Below are 19,033 nucleotides of genomic sequence, written 5' to 3'. Positions count from 1 at the left end.
GGTACGGTCTACCCATGTCGAAGCCTCAGTCAGGCCCAGTGCAGCCGAGTTCCGAGGGCTCCGGGGACCATCACTACCTGGTAGGTCTCGAGCTCACCGGCCGAAAGGTGGTGATCGTCGGTGCGGGCTCGGTGGTGCAGCGCCGACTGCCCACCCTGGCCGACAGCGGGGCCGACATCCATGTGATCGCGCCGGTGGCGACGCCGACGGTCGAGTCGTTCCCGAACATCACGTTGTACACACGGGGTTACCGCGACGGTGATCTCGAAGGTGCCTGGTATGCCCTTGCGTGCACCGACGACGCAGAAGTCAATGCCGCGGTCGTCGCCGAGGCCGAATCGCGCCGGATCTTCTGCGTCCGCGCTGACGACGCCAGATACGGAACAGCGGTCACCCCGGCGTCGCTGAGTCACGACCGACTCCGGATCGGGGTCCTCGCCGCGGGCGATCATCGTCGTTCCGCGGCCGTGCGCACTGCGATCGGGCAGGCACTCGGCGGGGGAGAATTGGGAGCTGCGGGTCTCGAAGCCGCCGCGCGTGAACCCCACCCACCGGGCGTCGCGTTGGTCGGCGGTGGTCCGGGTGACCCTGATCTGATCACCGTCCGCGGCCGCCGACTGCTTGCTGCGGCCGACGTCGTCGTCGCCGATCGGCTGGCTCCACCGGCGCTGCTGGCCGAACTCGGACCCCACGTCGAGATCATCGATGCCGCGAAGGTGCCGTACGGGCGGGCGATGAAGCAGGAGGCCATCAACGAGGTCCTCGTGGACCGGGCCAAGGCGGGTAAGTTCGTGGTCCGGTTCAAGGGCGGCGACCCTTACGTCTACGGGCGCGGATTCGAAGAGCTGGAAGCCTGTGTGGCGGCCGGGGTCCCGGTCACCGTGGTGCCGGGGATCACGAGCGCGATCGCAGGGCCTTCGGCGGCCGGGATACCGGTCACCCATCGCGGCGTCACGCATGAGGTGGTGGTGGTGTCCGGTCACATACCGCCCGGCCACCCCGATTCGCTGGTGAACTGGCAGGCCCTTGCGCAGATGCGCGGCACCATCGTGCTCATGATGGCGGTCGAACGCCTCGACGTGTTCACCTCGGCGCTGATCGACGGCGGTCGCCCAGATGATCTGCCGGTCGCGATCATCGAGAACGCGACCCTGGGTAGCCAACGACTTGTCCGATCGACGCTGGCGCGGGCCGCGGTCGATGCCCGGACCCAGAACGTGCGTCCGCCCGCCATCGTGGTCATCGGTCCCGTGGCCGGATTCGACGGGGAGTCGGGGAGTACGGGGTATGCGCGACCATGACCGTGACAAGCGTGATTGTGACATGGCGGTCCGACGACGGTAGCGTCGTTGCCCATGACTCCACCGACGCACATGGCTGCTGAGGTCGGCCAGACACGCGTCTGGGGACCTCAGATCGTCGTCCTCGGCGGGATGCAGCTGCTGGTCGTCCTCGACGGGACCGTCGCCGCGCTCGCCCTGCCACGAATCCAGAACGCCCTCGGGCTCTCTGACAGCGCGGGTGCCTGGGTGATCACCGCCTACGTGTTGGCGTTCGGTGGGCTGATGCTCCTCGGTGGCCGCCTCGGGGACACCTTCGGTCGCAAACGGATGTTCGTCGCCGGCGTCGCTGCGTTCACCCTCACGTCCTTGCTCTGTGGTCTGGCCTGGGATCCGATCAGCCTGATCGTGGGCAGGGCTCTCCAGGGCGCTGCCGCGGCGGTTGCGGCGCCCACTGCGATGGCGCTGGTCGCCACCACCTTTGCCCCCGGAAAACCCCGCAACCAGGCCTTCGCGGTCTATGCGGCGATGACGGGTATCGGATCTGTCGCCGGCCTCATCGCAGGTGGCGTCCTCACCGAACTGTCGTGGCGTCTGGTGTTCCTCATCAACGTGCCGATCGGCGTGATCGTCGTCGCAGGTGCGGTGATGTATCTCAGGGAATCCCAGGGGGAGAGGTTGCCGCTGGATGTCCGTGGCGCCGTCCTGGCAACCCTCGGCTGCACGCTGGTGGTGCTGGCGGTGAACGAGGGCCCCGGCGGCTGGCTGCGGCCCCTCGTCGTGGTCCCCCTCGTCATCGGCCTGGCCTCGCTCCTTGCCTTCGTGATGGTCGAGCGACATGCGGACAATCCGATTCTGCCCTTCTCCTTGTTCCAGAACGGAAGCCGCGTCGCCGCGCTGGTGGCCATCCTGCTCGCGGGCGCCATCATCATGTGCATGGCGGTGTTCATCTCGCTGTATCTGCAGGGCATCTTGAAGTACTCACCCATCCAGAGCGGTCTGGCCGTCGTCCCGTTCGCCTTCGGGCTCGGTACCGCTGCCGCGATCGCCTCCAAACTCGCGTTGCGCTTCCAGCCGCGCTGGCTGGTGCTGGCAGGCGGTGCGATCGTTTGTGCCGGTTGCGGCTACGCGGCGAGCATCGCCCGGGATGCACCTGCCTACTTCCCTCACATCCTCTTCCCGGTCATCGTCATCGGTGCAGGGGTCGGCTTCGCGGTGATCCCGCTGACCCTGTCCGTTGTGGCCGGTGTCGGGCCGACGGAGATCGGCCCGCTCACGGCACTGGCACAGGTCGCCCAGAACCTCGGAGGTGCGGTCGCCCTGGTCGCGGTCGGCGCGATGGTGACCAGCAGGACCCTGTCCGAAGGCGGCGTCACCGGTCCGGTGGATCAGATGAACGACCTGGAGTTGGACGCGCTGGCGAGCGGTTACGGACTGGCTTTCATCTGTTGTGCACTGATTGCCGTGGCCGCGGGAATCGTCGTCGTGTTCATGCGCTTCACCCCCGAGGAGATCGCAGAGGGGCAGGCGGCACAAGAGACCGCCCACACCTCGATCGACCCGGACGACCTCACTGCCTAGCCCGACGTCAGTCGGTCAGGATGATCAGCTCGTGATCTGAGGCGACCTCGGCTCGTTGGCCCCCCGCGGTGGCGGTCGCGGCGAGAGAGTTCACATCCCGGATCTGTCGACGGGAGCTGACGAGCGATCGCGCGAGAATGCCCTTGTGGTGCTTGTTGAAGTGGCTCACCACCGTCCGGGCACCCGTCGGCCCTTCCGTCAGGACGGTCACCGTGATCGCACCGGGCAGCGGCCCGAGTTGCTGGTAACCACCCGAGCGCAGGTCGATGACGACGTCTTCGCCGAGAGCGGTCAGTGCGTCGGTGAGTGCGGGCTTCCACACCGACGCGAGGGTGCCCATCCCCGGCAGCTTGGAGCCCGAAGACAGGCGATATGCCGGGATCGGATCAGTCGCACGCACGACCCCGAACAGTGCCGAGCCGACGGCCAGTCGTTCGGAGGCCTTGGTTTTCGATGCCCTCGTCAACGTCGAGTGATCCAGCGCATCGAACAGCACGCCGGTGTAGCGCTCGATGGCGGGGCGGGTCGGCGACGACCACAACTGCGCATTCCGCTCGATCTCGGCGATCTGGGACACCCCGAGACCGAGCGCCTGCTGGCTTGCCTCACTGTCGGCGGCGAGCGTCACCAGCGCGTCCGCGAGCTTGCGCCGGATCGGGGTCAGGGTGGGCAGCGACAACTGGTCGAGGTCGAGGGCGGCGCCGCGGCCACCCTCGGCCTTGGTCTCGGAGGGAGGCAGCACGATCAACACATCCAGAACCGTATCGCGCGCCCACCTGCCGCCGCGGAGAGGTGGCGCCGGAGGCGGCGTTAAGGTGACAGTCGTGATCACACGCATGTCGACCCTGTTCCTGCGCACCCTGCGCGATGACCCCGCGGACGCCGAGGTACCCAGCCACAAGCTGTTGGTCCGGGCGGGATACGTGCGCCGCGTCGCACCAGGTGTCTACAGCTGGCTACCACTTGGCCTGAAGGTACTGCGCCGCGTCGAAGATGTGGTGCGCGAAGAGATGAACAACATCGGCGGCCAGGAGATATCGCTGCCCGCACTGTTGCCCCGCGAACCGTACGACGTCACCGGCCGGTGGACGGAGTACGGGGACGCACTGTTCCGCCTCAAGGACCGCAAGGGCGCGGACATGCTGCTCGGGCCCACCCACGAGGAGTTGTTCGCGCAGTTGGTCAAGGGCGAATACTCCTCGTACAAAGACCTCCCGGTGACTCTGTACCAGATCCAGACCAAGTACCGCGACGAAGAGCGCCCTCGGGCAGGCATCCTCCGGGGCCGCGAGTTCATCATGAAGGACTCGTACTCCTTCGACCTCGACATCGATGGCTCCAAGGCGTCGTACGACGCCCACCGCGAGGCATACCAGGAGATCTTTCGCCGGTTGCAGGTGAAGTACGTCATCGTCGCCGCCACGTCAGGTGCGATGGGCGGCAGTGCATCCGAGGAGTTCCTCGCCGAGAGCGAAGTCGGCGAGGACACCTATGTGCGCAGCCCCGAATCGGGTTACGCCGCCAACGTCGAAGCCGTCATCACCCCGGCACCGCCCGCACTGCCCATCGAGGGGCTACCTGCGGCGGCCGTCCACGACACCGGCGACACCCCGACCATCGACACCCTCGTCGCGTGGGCGCAGGAGACGTTCCCGGACCGTGGTTTCACCGCCGCGGACACGCTCAAGAACGTGGTCGTCAAGCTCCGCAGTCCGGGCGGTGAGGAAGAGCTCCTCGCGATCGGTGTCCCGGGAGACCGCGAGGTCGACTTCAAGCGCCTCGAGGCGGCGGTCGAACCTGCCGCAGTCGAGCTCATCACCGACGCCGACTTCGCGAAAAACAGCTTTCTGGTCCGCGGTTACATCGGTCCGAAGGGCCTGCAGGACAACGGTGTCCGCTATTTGGTCGACCCGCGAATCGTCGACGGAACCGCATGGATAACCGGAGCCGACGCGCCGGGCAAACATGTCGTGGACTTGGTGGCGGGTCGCGATTTCGAACCCGACGGCACCATCGAGGCCGCCGAAGTGCGTGACGGTGATCCCTCGCCGGACGGGGCCGGGACCCTGGTGACCGCCCGCGGTATCGAGATCGGTCACATCTTCCAATTGGGCACCAAATACACCGATGCGTTCGACGTCGGCGTGCTGGGCGAGAACGGAAAACCGGTACGGCTCATCCAGGGCTCCTATGGGGTCGGGGTGTCGCGGATGGTCGCGGTGATCGCCGAACAGCACCACGACGACAAGGGGCTGCGCTGGCCGAAAGAGGTGGCGCCGTTCGACGTCCACCTCGTGATCGCGAACAAGGACGAGGGTGCTTGGAGCGGCGCCCGTTCCCTGGCCGCAGACCTCGATGCCGCCGGTTTCTCGGTGTTGATCGATGACCGTAAGGCCTCGCCCGGCGTCAAGTTCAAGGACGCCGAACTGCTCGGGATGCCGGTGGTGGTCGTGGTCGGCCGTGGCTGGGCGAACGGGACGGTCGAGATCCGGGACCGCTTCACCGGTGAAGCGACCGAGGTCGCCTCCGATACCGCCGTGGCCACCATCGTCGCGAATCGCTGACTCTCACAGACCCACGCCGTTCAGGCACACCCAGGTGCTGCAACACCTGGGTGTGCCTGGACAGGCTGGGTTCGTGTGTCAGACCGAACCGGGCAGGGCGACGGTGACGGGGGAGATACGCAGCACTAGACGCCAATTGGCCGCGCGGCCCGCAGAGTCCGTCAAACCGTCGAGGCCCAGTCGACGGGCCCCCACGTCTTCGGCCTGCTCGATGAGCGCCCGATAGGCGACCGCACAATCCTCTTCGGCCGTCAGTGCCACGGTCAACGCCGACACCGGGTCGGTGATCGGGGCGCTCAGGTCGTATCCGGCTGCCGCCGGGGGTACCTCTGCCTGTGCCGCGTTGAGGGCGGCAACCAATTCCTCACGCCGGGAACGATGTTCGGCAGTGTATTCGGCGACGGTCTGCGACCGCGACGAGGCGGCATATGCAGCGACCACCCCGTAGCTGAAGATGGCGGCGTTCTCGGCGTTCACTGCGTCGGTCAACGCGTCCTTTTGGCTCATGCGAGCTGCACCGCCACCGCGGTGGTGACCCCTGCACTGATCGATCCGAGCAGACCCGCGACATACCCGTCGAGTTCGAGCGCGAGATCGCCGGCCGACCTCGCCGAGGCCGACAGCTGCGCGCGCAACGCATCGAGGCCGGGCGGAGCGGGCGCCACAGAACTCGGGGCCGCCGAACTGGAAGCGACCCGAGCCCTGCCGGTGTCCAGTCGGGTGATCTCCTCCGCGAGGACGCGAGCGTGTTCGGTGCGTTCTGTGGCCACCACCGCCAGGGCCGCTGCGCGATCGGGATTGGTGGCGATCGCGGCGGTGGCCGCGACTGCGTCGGCCTGCGCCGCGGCGACCTGGGGGAGCAACCGGTCGGCGAGCTGCTGCTCGGCGCTCACACCCGAACCGGAGCCGCAGGCCCCGACCGCGGTGATCGCCAGCGCACCTGCGGACAACGCGGCGGCCGATCGCACGAACGAGCGGCGCGAGGGTCGAAACCCGCTTTCTGCTGCCTCCCGGAGGCCACTGACCGTCACAGAGACACATAGTGCCAGCAGTCCGGGACAAGCGTGGGACCCGCCGCCCACGGGCATGGTCGGCGAGACCCCACGGCCGCGATGGGCGAAAGCACCCCCGCCGGGGCGTTAAGCTGAGTGCACCTGCGACCGCGGGCGCGGGGAAACCTCCGGGCCCGCCGGTCCCGCTACACCGACAACTGCACACGGAGGGAACGCCGAATGCCTGGGGCAATCGACCGCGACCGCATCAGCGAGCTACTCGAACCGGTGGTGACCGGCAAAGGATTCGACGTCGAGGAGTTGACCGTCGTCGCCTCGGGTGAGGAAAACGTCATCACACTGATGGTCGATCGCGACGGTGGCGCCGGTCTCGACGAACTGGCCACTCTGAGCCGGTCGCTCTCCGAAGTGCTCGACGGGGATTCCGACGACGACGGCGGCTCGGGCCACGAAGCGGTCGCGGCGCTGCCGACGTACACGCTCGAGGTCACCTCGCCCGGGATCGACCGACCGCTGACCGCGCCCCGGCACTGGCGTCGGGCAGCGGGCCGCAAGGTGGTCATCGACCTGGCCACCGAACCCGCAGCACGGGTGTCGGGTCGCATCGGGCCCCTGAACGACGACGAGACCACGCTCACATTGGTCACCAAATCGGGGAAGGGCCTCTCCACACAGGAGGTGCCACTCGAGACGGTGCGCGTCGCCCACGTCCAGGTCGACTTCAGTGACCCCGGTGCAGCCGAATTACAGATGTGCGGCCTCGATGCCGAACAGATCGAGGCAAGACGGAAAGGGAACAAATGAATATCGACATTGCTGCTCTCCGGATGATCGAGGCGGAGAAGGGTATCTCGATCGACACCGTGATCGAGACCATCCAGTCGGCACTCCTGACGGCTTACCGGCATACGGACGGATTCGCCCAGCACGCCTACATCGACGTGGACCGCAAATCCGGTTCGGTGCGCGTGATGGCCCAAGAACGGGACGAAGACGGCAACACGATTTCCGAGTGGGACGACACTCCCGAGGGTTTCGGGCGGATCGCCGCCACCACAGCTCGTCAGGTCATCTTGCAACGCTTGCGGGATGCCGAGCACGACAAGAACTTCGGCGAGTTCTCGACTCACGAGGGCGAAATCGTCGGCGGTGTCGTCCAGCAGGACGCCAGGGCCAACGCACGCGGACTGGTCGTCGTCCGTATCGGTAGCGAGGCGACCGGCCAGGAAGGCGTGCTGCCTCCTGCCGAGCAGGTGCCCGGCGAGAAGTACGTCCATGGCGAACGCATCAAGTGCTACGTGGTCGGAGTGACCCGAGGCCAGCGCGGTCTGCAGATCACCCTCTCGCGCACCCATCCCAATCTCGTGCGCAAGTTGTTCTCTCTCGAGGTCCCCGAGATCGAGGACGGTTCCGTGGAGATCGTCGCCGTGGCACGTGAGGCCGGACACCGGTCGAAAATCGCGGTTCACACCGGAGTCTCGGGTCTCAACGCCAAGGGAGCATGCATCGGCCCGATGGGGCAGCGGGTCCGCAACGTGATGCGCGAGTTGGGCGACGAGAAGATCGACATCATCGACTACGACACCGATCCTGCCGTCTTCGTCGGAAACGCGCTGTCACCGTCGAAGGTCGTCTCGGTGACCGTCGTCGATCTGGTCGCCAAAGCGGCTCGGGTCGTCGTGCCCGATTACCAGTTGTCGCTGGCCATCGGCAAGGAAGGCCAGAACGCCCGCCTCGCCGCGAGGCTGACCGGGTGGCGGATCGACATCCGCAGCGATGCCCAGAGCGATGCCGACAGCGCCACGTCAGACGCTGGTGCGAGCTGAGCCAGATGGTCCTCGGCGGGTCTCATTGGCATCTGACGTGCTGCGGACGGTAGACTTGTCGATGGTCCACAGTGATCCTTCGCTCCACCGCGAAAAACTTCCGATGCGTACCTGCGTCGGATGTCGTCAGTGTCGCCCGGCCGCCGAACTCGTTCGGCTGGTGGCGGACACGGGCGTGAACCCACCGGTGGTCGTGATAGACCACCGAAAGACCATGTCAGGGCGTGGCGCCTGGCTTCATCCGGATCCCGAATGCTTGGGGCTCGCGGTGCAGCGGAAGGCCTTCGTCAGGGCATTTCGGATCGGCGGGCTGACCGTCGACTCCGATCTACTGATGCGAGAGATCGAATCGGTAGCCACACAGAGAGGCCGGCACAAGCCGGCCACTGAGGAACAGGTAGCAGAAGACATGAGCACACCGTGAAGTTCTTGCGATGAGCGAGTTTCGGACGTAAACCGAGGTCGTAGCGGGCAATGCCGCTCGACCTCCAAGTGAGGAGAGCAGTGGCAGGCAAGGCCCGCGTGCACGAATTGGCCAAAGAACTAGGTGTGACGAGTAAAGAAGTTCTCGCGCGTCTCAGTGAGCAAGGTGAGTTCGTCAAATCCGCGTCGTCGACCGTAGAGGCCCCCGTGGCCCGTCGACTTCGCCAGTCCTTCCCCGGGAAGGACGCTCCCGCCGCAGACGGCGGGACCCAGGGCGGCAACGCCCCGGCAGGAAAACCATCAGCAGCCAAGCCGGGCGGCCCACGCCCGACGGCAAAGCCGGCGCCGGCATCCAACGGCGGAGCCCCGACCCCAGGTGGCCAGAACTCAGGGGCTCAGACCCCGGGTGCACCAACACCGGGAGCCCCCACATCGGGAGCCCCGACCCCGGGTGCCAGGCCCGGCGCGCCCAGGCCGACTCCGGCGGCACCGGCAGCTCCCGCAGCGCAATCGGCTCCGGCCACCCCGTCGGCTCCGGCCCCCGCGGCACGTCCGGCGGCGCCGGCACCGGCCGCTCCGGCGCCGAAGGCACCTGAGCCGGCTGCTCCGCAGGCCCCCGCGGCCTCCGCGGCTCCGGCTCCGCAGACCCGCCCGGCTCCCGGCGCAGGTCCAGGCCCCAAGCCAGGTCCTCGCAAGCCCAAGGTCGGCAACAACCCTTACTCGACGGCCGCTCCAGTGGAGCGCCCCGCGTCTCGTCCCGCTCCCGGAACCGGTGGGCCCCGTCCAGGTGGCGGAGCACGTCCGGCCCCCGGCGGCGCAGCCGGTGGCGGTCGGCCCGCTCCGGGTCAGGGCGGTCCCCGTCCCAGCCCCGGCAGCATGCCTCCCCGCCCGAATCCCGGCGCGATGCCTGCTCGTTCAGCTCGGCCCAGCGGTCCCGGTGGACCCGGCGGCGCACGTGGCGGACCGGGTGGAGCACGTGGTGGACCCGGTGGAGCGCGCGGTGGTCCCGGTGGCGGCGGCGGTGGATACCGCGGTGGTCCCGGTGGTGGCGGCGGCGCGGGTGCGCCGACCGGTGCTCCCGGTGGTCCTCCCGGTGGTTTCCGCGGTCGTCCCGGCGGCGGTAACCGTGGTCGCGGCGGTGCCGCAGGTGCCTTCGGTCGTCCGGGCGGAGCAATCCGTCGCGGTCGCAAGTCGAAGCGCGCGAAACGCGCCGAATACGAGAGCATGCAGGCGCCCGCGGTCGGTGGCGTAAGGCTGCCCCGCGGCAACGGCGAGACCATTCGCCTCGCCCGTGGTGCGTCGCTGTCGGACTTCGCAGACAAGATCGACGCCAACCCGGCCTCGCTGGTCCAGGCGTTGTTCAACCTCGGCGAGATGGTCACGGCGACCGAGTCGGTCAACGACGAGACGCTGGAGCTGCTCGGCGGCGAGATGAACTATGTCGTCCAGGTCGTCAGCCCGGAAGACGAGGATCGCGAACTGCTCGACTCCTTCGACCTCACCTACGGCGAGGACGCCGGTGGCGAGGAAGATCTCGAGCAGCGTCCGCCGGTGGTGACCGTCATGGGTCACGTCGACCACGGTAAGACCCGACTGCTCGACACCATCCGTAACGAGAAGGTCCGTGAGGGTGAGGCAGGTGGCATCACCCAGCACATCGGTGCCTACCAGGTCCTCACCGAACTGGATGGCAACGAGCGACTCGTCACCTTCATCGACACCCCCGGTCACGAAGCGTTCACCGCCATGCGTGCCCGTGGCGCCAAGGCGACGGACATCGCGATCCTCGTGGTCGCGGCCGACGACGGTGTGATGCCGCAGACGGTCGAGGCGATCAACCACGCACAGGCGGCCGACGTGCCGATCGTCGTGGCGGTCAACAAGATCGACAAGGAGGGCGCAGATCCGCAGAAGATCCGCGCTCAGCTGACCGAGTACGGTCTGGTCGCCGAGGACTTCGGTGGCGAGACCATGTTCGTCGACATCTCCGCCAAGCAGGGCACCAACATCGACGCACTGCTCGAAGCGGTGCTGTTGACTGCGGACGCATCGCTCGACCTGCGTGCCAATCCCGACATGGACGCCCAGGGTGTCGCCATCGAGGCGCATCTCGACCGCGGTCGGGGACCCGTGGCAACCGTGCTCGTGCAGCGCGGAACCCTCCGGGTCGGCGACTCGATCGTGGCGGGCGACGCGTACGGACGTGTGCGTCGGATGGTCGACGAGCACGGTGCCGACGTCACGGCGGCACTGCCGTCGCGTCCGGTGCAGGTCATCGGTTTCACCTCGGTGCCCGGTGCCGGCGACAACCTGTTGGTCGTCGACGAAGACCGCATCGCCAGGCAGATCGCAGATCGGCGTAATGCGCGTAAGCGCAACGCGCTGGCCGCTCGCAGTCGCAAGCGGATCAGCCTGGAAGATCTGGATTCGGCGCTGAAGGAGACTTCGCAGCTGAACTTGATCCTCAAGGGTGACAACTCGGGAACCGTGGAGGCCTTGGAAGAGGCTCTGCTCGGCATCGAGATCGACGACGAGGTGCAGTTGCGGGTCATTGATCGTGGTGTCGGTGGTGTCACCGAGACCAACGTCAACCTGGCGTCCGCATCGAACGCGATCATCATCGGGTTCAACGTGCGGGCCGAGGGCAAGGCGACCGAACTCGCCAACCGCGAGGGTGTCGACATCCGTTACTACTCGGTGATCTACCAGGCCATCGACGAGATCCAGAGCGCGCTCAAGGGCATGCTCAAGCCGGTCTACGAAGAGGTCGAGTTGGGCCGTGCGGACATCCGCGCGATCTTCCGCTCGTCCAAGGTCGGCAACATCGCCGGTTGCCTCGTCACGTCGGGCATCATGCGTCGTAACGCGAAGGCACGGCTGCTCCGCGACAACGTCGTGGTCGCCGAGAACCTCACCATCTCCTCTCTCAAGCGTGAGAAGGACGATGCCACCGAGGTTCGCGACGGTTACGAATGCGGTCTGACCATCACCTATAACGACATCAAGGTCGATGACGTCATCGAGACGTACGAGTTGCGAGAAAAGGCTCGGGACTGATCCGGGCCGGTAGGGCGTGATGTTCGTCGGTTCGCTGGAAATCGACCTGCTACTCGGCGACATCCACTCTCTCAAGCAGAAGCGCTCAGTGGTGCGACCCATCGTCGCAGCGCTGGCGCGTCTGCGGGTGGCCGTTGCGGAGGTCGATGACCACGATCTCCACCGACGTGCCCGGATCGGGGTCGCGGCGGTCGCGGCGGATGCCAGGCACCTCGGTGAGATCCTTGATGCCAGTGAGGCGTTGGTCGCCGGCCGCCCCGAGATCGAGGTGCTGTCGGTCCGTCGTCTCGTGCGCGGCGGTAGTGATGATGATTAGAGCTGTCGACAGCGTCGGAGATTAGAGTTGCGGTAGCGACGTAGATCGACAAAGAGCCGGTGCGTCAGAACGTCTCGAACAAACGGTGGGACGTCCAGGGGCACCGGCGAACGTCTTGAACAAGGAAGTGAGCTGGAGATGGCAGATCCCGCCCGGGCACAGCGGATGGCAAAGCGGATCTCTTCGATCGTCGCCTCGGCCATCGCCAAGGAGATCAAAGACCCACGCCTCGCCTACGTCACGGTGACCGACGCAAAGGTGACCGGCGACTTGCACGACGCGACTGTGTTCTACACCGTCATGGGCCCGTCACTGAACGTCGAGCCCGACTATGCCTCGGCCGCTGCCGGTCTCGCGAAGGCCACCGGCATCTTGCGCTCCAAGGTGGGCGCCGGTACCGGTGTTCGGTTCACCCCGACGTTGTCGTTCGTGCTTGACAAGGTGCCGGACACCGCCCGCGACATGGAAGAACTGCTGGAGCGCGCGCGATTGCAGGATGAGGAAGTCGCCAGGCTTGCGCGCGACGCCGCTCCGGCCGGTGACCCGGATCCGTATCGCGAACCGCGGGCGGCCGATGACGTCGAGGATTCGGCCGAGGGCGCCGCAGAGGACACTGGCGAACGGTGAACACCACAGAGGCCGCCGAAGCCGTCGCGCTGCGTTCTGTCGTAGACGTGTTGGCTGCGGCCGATCACGTCACGGTTCTCTGTCATACGCGTCCTGACGCCGACACGATCGGTAGCGGACTCGCCATCGCGGGGGCGTTGCGCAGCCGGGGCACGGTGGTCGAGGTCAGTTTTCCCGGTCCCACCCGATTGCCGTCCGCGCTGGCAGCGCTCCCCGGAGCCGACCTGCTCATCGAGCCGGAGGACGTCGTCGGGTATCCCGTAGTCGTCGCCGTCGATTGTGCGAGCATCCACAGGCTCGACACATTGGCCGGAGTGCTCGAATCGGCGACGGAGTCCATCGTCGTGGACCACCACGCGTCGAACGCCGGTTTCGGCACGGTCAACCTCGTCGATCCGGGTGCGGACTGCACCGCGGAATTGGCACTGGCGATCATCGACGCGCTCGACGTGCCACTCGACGTGGGTGTGGCGACCTGCCTGTACGCCGGGGTTGTCACCGACACCGGATCGTTCAAATGGGCACAGCCGAAGTCACACCGGATCGCGGCTCGGCTCCTCGAGCTCGGCGTCGACGGCCGGACGTGGACCCGCCATCTTCTCGACACCCATCGTTTCGCCTGGCTCTCCATGGTGTCGGCTGCACTCGAGTCCGCGGTCCTGGTCTCCGAGGCATTCGACGGCCGGGGTCTGGTGTATGCAGTCGTCGACCACGGCTCGACCCGGGAACTGGGTTGGGAAGAGAGTGAAAGCGTGGTCGACATCGTCCGGACCACCGCTGAGGCCGAGGTCGCCGTGGTGTTCAAGGAAGCCTCACCCGGTGACTGGACTGTGTCGATGCGCGCCAAATCCGAGGTCGATCTGGTCCCGATCGCACGCACCCACGGCGGCGGCGGTCATCGACTGGCGTGTGGGTACAGTGCCTCCGGCTCGGCCGACGAGGTGGTCGGACAGTTGTTGCGCTCGGTGTGAGCGCTACGCCGAACGCGTCGTCGACAGCCGCTGACGACCGCGACAGCTATGACCCGACCAGTCGCAGGATCTTGCGGTTGTCGTTGTCCGCGCTCGTGGTGCTGGTGGCCGAACCCCTCTACCTGATGCTCGATCTGGCTGTGGTCGGACGGCTCGGTGGTCTCGATCTTGCTGCGCTGGGCGTCGGAGTGCTGGTGTTGTCGGTGGTGAGTACGCAGCTGACCTTCCTCTCGTATGGCACGACCGCACGGTCGGCACAGAAGTTCGGTAAGGGCGACAGGGCGGGCGCGGTCGCCGAAGGGGTGCAGGCGAGCTGGATCGCGCTCGGGGTCGGCGCGGTGATCGTGGCGATTGTCGGCGTGTGCGCCCCTTGGATACTGAGCGCACTCACCGGCGGGGGAGAGGTGGCCTCCGAGGCCACCACCTGGCTGCGCATCGCAGTGTGGGGCGTGCCGCTGATCTTGCTCTCCATGGCGGGCAATGGCTGGATGCGCGGAGTCCAGGACACCCGGCGGCCGATCATCTACGTCGTCATAGGTCTTGGTGTCTCGGCCGTGTTGTGCCCGGTGCTCGTGCACGGCCTACTCGGTGCACCGGCGCTGGGGCTCGAGGGCAGCGCGATCTCGAACGTGGTGGGCCAGAGCATCGCGGGTGTTCTGTTCGCTGTCCGGGTCTGGCGCGAGAACGTACAGCACCCGACTGCCGGCGGCTCGCGCCCGCAGTGGTCGATCATCCGGATGCAGCTGGTGCTGGGCCGCGATCTCATCGTCCGCAGCCTTTCTTTTCAGATCTGTTTCCTCTCCGCAGCCGCGGTCGCGAGCCGATTCGGTGTCGCCGCCGTGGCCTCGCATCAGTTGGTGCTCCAGCTCTGGAACTTCGTTGCGCTGCTGCTCGACTCGTTCGCGATCGCGGCCCAGGCGCTCGTCGGCGCCGCGTTGGGTGCAGGGGCGATCCCGGCGGCGTGGCGGGTCACCAGACGGGTCACGGTGTGGTCGCTGGGTGTCTCCATCGGACTTGCGGCGATCTTCGCAGCGGGCAGCGTGGTGATCCCGGAGATCTTCACCGGCGACGCCGAGGTGCTCCGGGCAGTCGGTACTCCCTGGTGGTTCTTTGTCGCGATGCTGCCGATCGCCGGTGTCGTCTTCGCGCTCGACGGGGTGCTCCTCGGCAGCGCCGACGCGGCGTTCCTGCGGAACGCGACCCTCGTCAGTGCCCTTGTCGGCTTTTTGCCCATGATCTGGTGCTCGCTCCTGTTCGACTGGGGCCTGGCAGGGATCTGGAGCGGGTTGATCCTGTTCATGGTGTTGCGACTGCTCACGGTTGTCTGGCGGATCCGCAGCGAGAAATGGACGACCATTGCCAACCCTGCGCCGGATGACGCTGGGGTGCAAGGCCTTTGACTCGGAGGGTCGGCCTCGGCAGTTCCGCCATTGGCGCGCAATGGATTTCGTGAGGATAACTAAAGTTATTCATCTCCCTCGGCTTGCGTGGGCAGCCTAGAATCATTGCGTGGCACGCACATGGCCGTTGATCGAACGCGATTTGGAATTCAGGACGATCCAGGCGGCTCTCGATTCCGAGACGGCCGATCTCGGAGTGGTACTCACCGGTGACCCCGGCGTGGGCAAGACAACACTGGCCCGATACGCGACCGGATCGATGCCCGGGCAGGTCCGGTGGGTGGCCGGGACCGAATCGGCGCGCAGCATCCCCCTGGGCGCGTTCGCGCACCTGGTCGGACCGACCACCGCCACCGACCCGGTGACCTTCATGTCGGCGGCGCGTGAGTCGCTCCTGGCCGGGGGAGACACGGTGATCGGCGTCGACGACGCACACCTGCTCGACGAACTGTCCGCCACCCTGCTCCACCAGCTCGCCATCGACCGGGCGGTGCGCATCATCGCCACCGTCCGCAGCGGTGAGACCGTTCCCGATGCCGTGACGTCGCTGTGGAAAGACCGCCATCTCGTACGCATCGTGCTGTCACCCTTCAGCAAGACCCAGAGCCTCGAACTTATCGAGTCGGTTCTCGGGGGCCGGCTGGAGGGCCTGAGCGCCGACGTCATCTGGGATGCCTCCGGTGGCAACGCGTTGTTCCTCCATCACCTGGTGGAGGGTGCACTCGAGTCGGGCGCCTTGCGACAGGTGCGAGGGGTGTGGCAGCTACGTGGTCGAGCGGCGGTCACCTCCGAACTGGCCTCGCTCCTCGAGGGCAGAATCGAACAGCTCGACGACGACGCCCTGTCGGTACTCAAGCTCCTCACCTTCTGCGAACCGCTCGACCTCGATGTGCTGTGCGAACTCGCCGGTGAAGCGGCCGTCGACGACGCCGAGGCCCGTGGCCTCATCCGGGTCGCGCGGGACGGACAACACTTCGACGTCCACTACACGCACCCACTGTTCGGCGACGTCATCCGTCGACGACTCGGGATCGCATCGGCAAGACGTCTGCGCGGCCGGCTGGTCACCGCGCTGCTCGCGGACGGCGTCACCACGGCGTCCGAGCGTATCCGGCTGGCGGAGCTGTCACTCGACAGCGATCAGAGTCTCGATGTCGAGCTGTTCCGCGCAGCGGCGCACGACGCGATCGCCCTGGCCAATCTCCCGCTGGGCGAACGGTTCGCAGAGGCGGCGCTCACCGGTGGCGGGGGACTGGCGGCCGCCGATCTTCTCGCCAGGGCGTTGCTGTGGCAGGGCCGTGCGGAGGACTCCGACGCTGTGCTGACCGCCTTCGATCCGGCGACACTCGATCAGCTCCAACTGGTGCAGTGGGGCCTGACCCGTGTCGGCAATCTCTTCTGGTCCATGGGGGACAGCGATCGCGCCGACGAGGTCCTCGAACTCGTGTCCTCGCGGGTCGATCACCCGGCCCTGCTGCTGGTGGTCGAAGGGATGTCGTCGGCGTGTGCGCTGTTCGAAGGTCGGCTCGAGGAAGGGTTGCGGCGCGCTCAGGTGGTCCTCGACTCGCCGAGCGCCAGCCCGTGGGCAGTGGAGTGGGCATGCTTCAGCGGTGGTCTGGCGCGCGCACTCTCCGGTCGGGGCGACGAGGTCGCCGCGCTCGCCGAACGAGGACAGGCGGTGGAGTCCAAGACCGACGGACTACTCCGCTTCCCGACAGGTTTCGGCGAGATTCTGGGCCTGACCCTGACCGGTGGGTTCGATGTCGCGCAGCAGCGCGCCGGACGTTATCTCGCGTTCTCCACCGCCGGACAATTCCTCGGCTGGGCGCTGGCCAACATCGTGATGGGCACCGTGGACCTCGCCCGGGGCAGGCTGCGCGAGTCCGCCGCCCGATATGAACAGAGCCTCGCTGCCCTGGACACCACTGCAGGTGCCGCGTGGGGATTTCCGGCCCAGATCGGACTCGTCCAGTCGTACGCCGCCCTCGGCAAAGCCGATGCCGCTCAGCGCGTCCTCACCGACGCCCGCGGACGCACCGGACGCTATGTGGCCGTGTTCGATCCGCAATTGGAACTCGCGGCGGCCTGGGTCGCCGCGTCCCAGGGGGTGACAGGAGAGGCGACGGCGCGTGCCCGACTCGCGGCGGACAGTGCCTCGGTGGCCGGTCAGTTCGCCGTGGAAGCCGAAGCGCTGCACGCGGCGGCCCGGTTCGGGGACGATACCGTCACCGCTCGGCTCAGCGATCTGATGGGGCGAGTCGACGGTGTGCTGGTCGGTGCCTACGCCCGGCATGCCGCAGCGGTGGCCTCCGGCGACGGAGCCTTTCTCGATCGCAGCGCGACCGAGTTCGAGGAGCTGGGCGCAATCGCGTCGGCGGCCGACGCATCTGCCCAAGCCGCGAGTGCGCACAGCGGTGCGGGCGAGAGGGCCGCGCTAGCCACCTCGTCGGCGCGGGCCAACCGACTCGCAGCAATGTGCGGGGGGCTGCGCACACCCGCGATGGTCGCCGCCGCCAATCCGTTGCCGCTGACCGCCCGGGAACGTGAGATCGGCACTCTGGTGGCGGCGGGCCTGTCGAACAGGTCCATCGCCGAAAGGCTCACCGTCTCGGTGCGCACCGTCGAAGGGCACATCTACCGAGCCTGCACCAAGCTCGATCTCACCGACAGGGCCGATCTGGCGACCCTGCTGTCCGGACGCAGTCGAGAGACCTGAAGGCGACCCGCGTATGAAGAATCTGATCATCTGCTGCGACGGAACGTGGAAACGCGCCGACGACCAGTATGTCTCCAACATCGAGAAGATCGCACGTGCCATCGAGACCACGCCTGCCGGCGGCAACATGCAGATCGTCTTCTACACAAGCGGGGTGGGTACCGGAGCAACTGCGGCAGAACGCATCCTGGGTGGCGCGTTCGGCATCGGCCTGGATGCGGCCATCGTCAGCGCCTACCGTTTTCTGGCGCTGAACTATGAACCCGGCGACTCCGTCTTCGTCTTCGGCTTCAGCCGCGGCGCGTACACGGCTCGCTCTCTGGTCGGTATGACAAAAGCCATCGGGCTGTTGACCCCCGACGGTCTCGCCGACAACAAACTCCGATCCGCGATCTCGCTCTACCGCGGGCGCCCACGTCCGGACGAAGAACCCTCGCCCGACTTCCGCCGAGCCAAAGAGGACTTCGCCACCTCCTGTTACTCCGATGAGGACATCGAGATCCGTTTTCTCGGGGTCTTCGACACCGTCGGTGCGCTCGGTGTCCCGGGCCTGTCCCGCCAGAAGTACAAATTCCACGACGTGACCCTCAATCAAAGGGTCAAGTGTGCGCGGCAGGCGCTGGCCATCGATGAACAACGCCGGACCTTCGCTCCGTGCATCTGGCAACAGGTCCGGGGAGATGACGGGACACTCGAGAACGCCCTCACCGATGTGAAGCAAGTGTGGTTCGAGGGCGTCCACACCGACATCGGCGGCGGATATGAGGAGAGCGCGCTCTCGGATCTCGTCCTCAACTGGATGGTCGGCGAAGCAAAGCAGTGTGGTCTGGTGATCGACTCCGCACGGCTGGCGAAAGGGCAACGGTCGTCGCCACTGGTGGTGCACAACTCGCTCACCCTGGCCTACCGAGTCATGAATGCCCTCAGCCGTGGCCAGCAGAAGTTCCGGAGATTCCCCAAGGCGGCGATCTGGCGGTTCCGCGGCGACCGCCGGTTGCTGGAGTCGAGCGCCGAAGACTGGGGCGTCGCGATCGCCTCGGGTGCCCACCGGCGCTGGACCGACGCAGCTGACATGGGTGAACCCAGCGCCGTCAACGTGAGCTGGTGGATCCAGTGGCTCGGTGACCACGGACTCGACCCCTCGGCGCGCGTGGAGAAGGTCGACTGACCTGGTCGACGCACAGATGCACACCGTTGCGTCACAGACACATGTTTGAACGAGTGTTTGTGGCGCAACGGTGTGCATCTGTGGTGCGGGT

General features: G+C 66.9%; 16 protein-coding genes. 13 read left to right on the top strand and 3 right to left on the bottom strand.

Annotation, left to right across the window (positions count from 1 at the left end; all coding sequences use genetic code 11):
* The first annotated feature begins 14 nt into the window (after window positions 1–14).
* Together cobA and DFR67_RS24095 are read left to right on the top strand one after the other, a co-directional pair.
* Window positions 15–1,301 carry a uroporphyrinogen-III C-methyltransferase gene (gene cobA, locus DFR67_RS24100; RefSeq protein WP_110472018.1) on the top strand — a complete coding sequence of 429 codons (1,287 nt, stop codon included), beginning with the start codon at window positions 15–17 and terminating at the stop codon, window positions 1,299–1,301.
* 54 nt (window positions 1,302–1,355) lie between these two features.
* Window positions 1,356–2,861: an MFS transporter gene (locus DFR67_RS24095; RefSeq protein WP_245938128.1), complete on the top strand. Its 1,506-nt coding sequence runs from the start codon at window positions 1,356–1,358 to the stop codon at window positions 2,859–2,861.
* A 7-nt stretch (window positions 2,862–2,868) separates the two neighbouring features.
* On the opposite strand, the gene yaaA is transcribed toward DFR67_RS24095, so the two are convergent.
* The gene (gene yaaA, locus DFR67_RS24090) at window positions 2,869–3,612 is read right to left on the bottom strand and encodes a peroxide stress protein YaaA (RefSeq protein ID WP_110472063.1); all 744 of its coding nucleotides are present in this window, start codon (window positions 3,610–3,612) and stop codon (window positions 2,869–2,871) included.
* 73 nt (window positions 3,613–3,685) lie between these two features.
* Between yaaA and DFR67_RS24085 the strand changes: the two genes are divergently transcribed.
* Entirely contained in the window at window positions 3,686–5,425 is a 1,740-nt protein-coding gene (locus DFR67_RS24085; protein ID WP_211325149.1) for a proline--tRNA ligase, read from the top strand.
* A 78-nt stretch (window positions 5,426–5,503) separates the two neighbouring features.
* Here DFR67_RS24085 and DFR67_RS24080 read toward each other — a convergent pair whose 3' ends face one another.
* Window positions 5,504–5,932 (bottom strand): ferritin-like domain-containing protein, encoded by a 429-nt coding sequence (locus DFR67_RS24080; RefSeq protein ID WP_110472015.1) that lies wholly within the window; start codon window positions 5,930–5,932, stop codon window positions 5,504–5,506.
* Window positions 5,929–6,456, bottom strand: a complete 528-nt coding sequence (locus DFR67_RS24075) for a hypothetical protein (RefSeq protein WP_245938127.1) — start codon at window positions 6,454–6,456, stop codon at window positions 5,929–5,931. Before DFR67_RS24075 ends, DFR67_RS24080 begins: the two co-directional genes overlap by 4 nt.
* A 201-nt stretch (window positions 6,457–6,657) precedes the next feature.
* On the opposite strand from DFR67_RS24075, the gene rimP reads away from it, so the two are divergent.
* The 10 genes from rimP to DFR67_RS24025 all read left to right on the top strand — a co-directional run bounded on the left by rimP (window position 6,658) and on the right by DFR67_RS24025 (window position 18,942).
* On the top strand, window positions 6,658–7,242 hold the full coding sequence (gene rimP / locus DFR67_RS24070; protein WP_110472013.1) for a ribosome maturation factor RimP: 585 nt from the start codon (window positions 6,658–6,660) through the stop codon (window positions 7,240–7,242).
* Window positions 7,239–8,264, top strand: a complete 1,026-nt coding sequence (nusA, locus tag DFR67_RS24065) for a transcription termination factor NusA (RefSeq protein WP_110472012.1) — start codon at window positions 7,239–7,241, stop codon at window positions 8,262–8,264. Before rimP ends, nusA begins: the two co-directional genes overlap by 4 nt.
* Window positions 8,215–8,688, top strand: a complete 474-nt coding sequence (locus DFR67_RS24060; RefSeq protein ID WP_342766756.1) for a YlxR family protein — start codon at window positions 8,215–8,217, stop codon at window positions 8,686–8,688. The genes nusA and DFR67_RS24060 overlap by 50 nt, the downstream gene beginning before the upstream one ends.
* An 80-nt stretch (window positions 8,689–8,768) precedes the next feature.
* Window positions 8,769–11,744 carry a translation initiation factor IF-2 gene (gene infB / locus DFR67_RS24055; protein ID WP_110472011.1) on the top strand — a complete coding sequence of 992 codons (2,976 nt, stop codon included), beginning with the start codon at window positions 8,769–8,771 and terminating at the stop codon, window positions 11,742–11,744.
* 19 nt (window positions 11,745–11,763) lie between these two features.
* Window positions 11,764–12,060 carry a DUF503 domain-containing protein gene (locus tag DFR67_RS24050; protein WP_110472010.1) on the top strand — a complete coding sequence of 99 codons (297 nt, stop codon included), beginning with the start codon at window positions 11,764–11,766 and terminating at the stop codon, window positions 12,058–12,060.
* A gap of 138 nt (window positions 12,061–12,198) precedes the next feature.
* Window positions 12,199–12,687: a 30S ribosome-binding factor RbfA gene (rbfA, locus tag DFR67_RS24045; RefSeq protein WP_110472009.1), complete on the top strand. Its 489-nt coding sequence runs from the start codon at window positions 12,199–12,201 to the stop codon at window positions 12,685–12,687.
* Window positions 12,684–13,658: a DHH family phosphoesterase gene (locus DFR67_RS24040; RefSeq protein ID WP_110472008.1), complete on the top strand. Its 975-nt coding sequence runs from the start codon at window positions 12,684–12,686 to the stop codon at window positions 13,656–13,658. The genes rbfA and DFR67_RS24040 overlap by 4 nt, the downstream gene beginning before the upstream one ends.
* Window positions 13,655–15,058, top strand: a complete 1,404-nt coding sequence (locus DFR67_RS24035; RefSeq protein ID WP_110472007.1) for an MATE family efflux transporter — start codon at window positions 13,655–13,657, stop codon at window positions 15,056–15,058. Before DFR67_RS24040 ends, DFR67_RS24035 begins: the two co-directional genes overlap by 4 nt.
* Window positions 15,059–15,167: 109 nt before the next feature.
* The gene (locus DFR67_RS24030) at window positions 15,168–17,774 is read left to right on the top strand and encodes a helix-turn-helix transcriptional regulator (protein ID WP_110472006.1); all 2,607 of its coding nucleotides are present in this window, start codon (window positions 15,168–15,170) and stop codon (window positions 17,772–17,774) included.
* A gap of 13 nt (window positions 17,775–17,787) precedes the next feature.
* On the top strand, window positions 17,788–18,942 hold the full coding sequence (locus DFR67_RS24025; RefSeq protein WP_110472005.1) for a DUF2235 domain-containing protein: 1,155 nt from the start codon (window positions 17,788–17,790) through the stop codon (window positions 18,940–18,942).
* The last annotated feature ends 91 nt before the right edge of the window (window positions 18,943–19,033 follow it).

This window comes from Williamsia limnetica (assembly GCF_003217475.1).
Classification (GTDB): domain Bacteria; phylum Actinomycetota; class Actinomycetes; order Mycobacteriales; family Mycobacteriaceae; genus Williamsia; species Williamsia limnetica.
This window is presented reverse-complemented; position numbering and strand designations above follow the sequence as displayed.

Coding starts and splice junctions, on each gene's coding strand:
- cobA (WP_110472018.1), top strand. CDS start 15: ATGTCGAAGCCTCAGTCAGGCCCAGTGCAGCCGAGTTCCGAGGGCTCC.
- DFR67_RS24095 (WP_245938128.1), top strand. CDS start 1,356: ATGACTCCACCGACGCACATGGCTGCTGAGGTCGGCCAGACACGCGTC.
- DFR67_RS24080 (WP_110472015.1), bottom strand. CDS start 5,932: ATGAGCCAAAAGGACGCGTTGACCGACGCAGTGAACGCCGAGAACGCC.
- rimP (WP_110472013.1), top strand. CDS start 6,658: ATGCCTGGGGCAATCGACCGCGACCGCATCAGCGAGCTACTCGAACCG.
- nusA (WP_110472012.1), top strand. CDS start 7,239: ATGAATATCGACATTGCTGCTCTCCGGATGATCGAGGCGGAGAAGGGT.
- DFR67_RS24060 (WP_342766756.1), top strand. CDS start 8,215: ATGCCCAGAGCGATGCCGACAGCGCCACGTCAGACGCTGGTGCGAGCT.
- DFR67_RS24050 (WP_110472010.1), top strand. CDS start 11,764: ATGTTCGTCGGTTCGCTGGAAATCGACCTGCTACTCGGCGACATCCAC.
- rbfA (WP_110472009.1), top strand. CDS start 12,199: ATGGCAGATCCCGCCCGGGCACAGCGGATGGCAAAGCGGATCTCTTCG.
- DFR67_RS24025 (WP_110472005.1), top strand. CDS start 17,788: ATGAAGAATCTGATCATCTGCTGCGACGGAACGTGGAAACGCGCCGAC.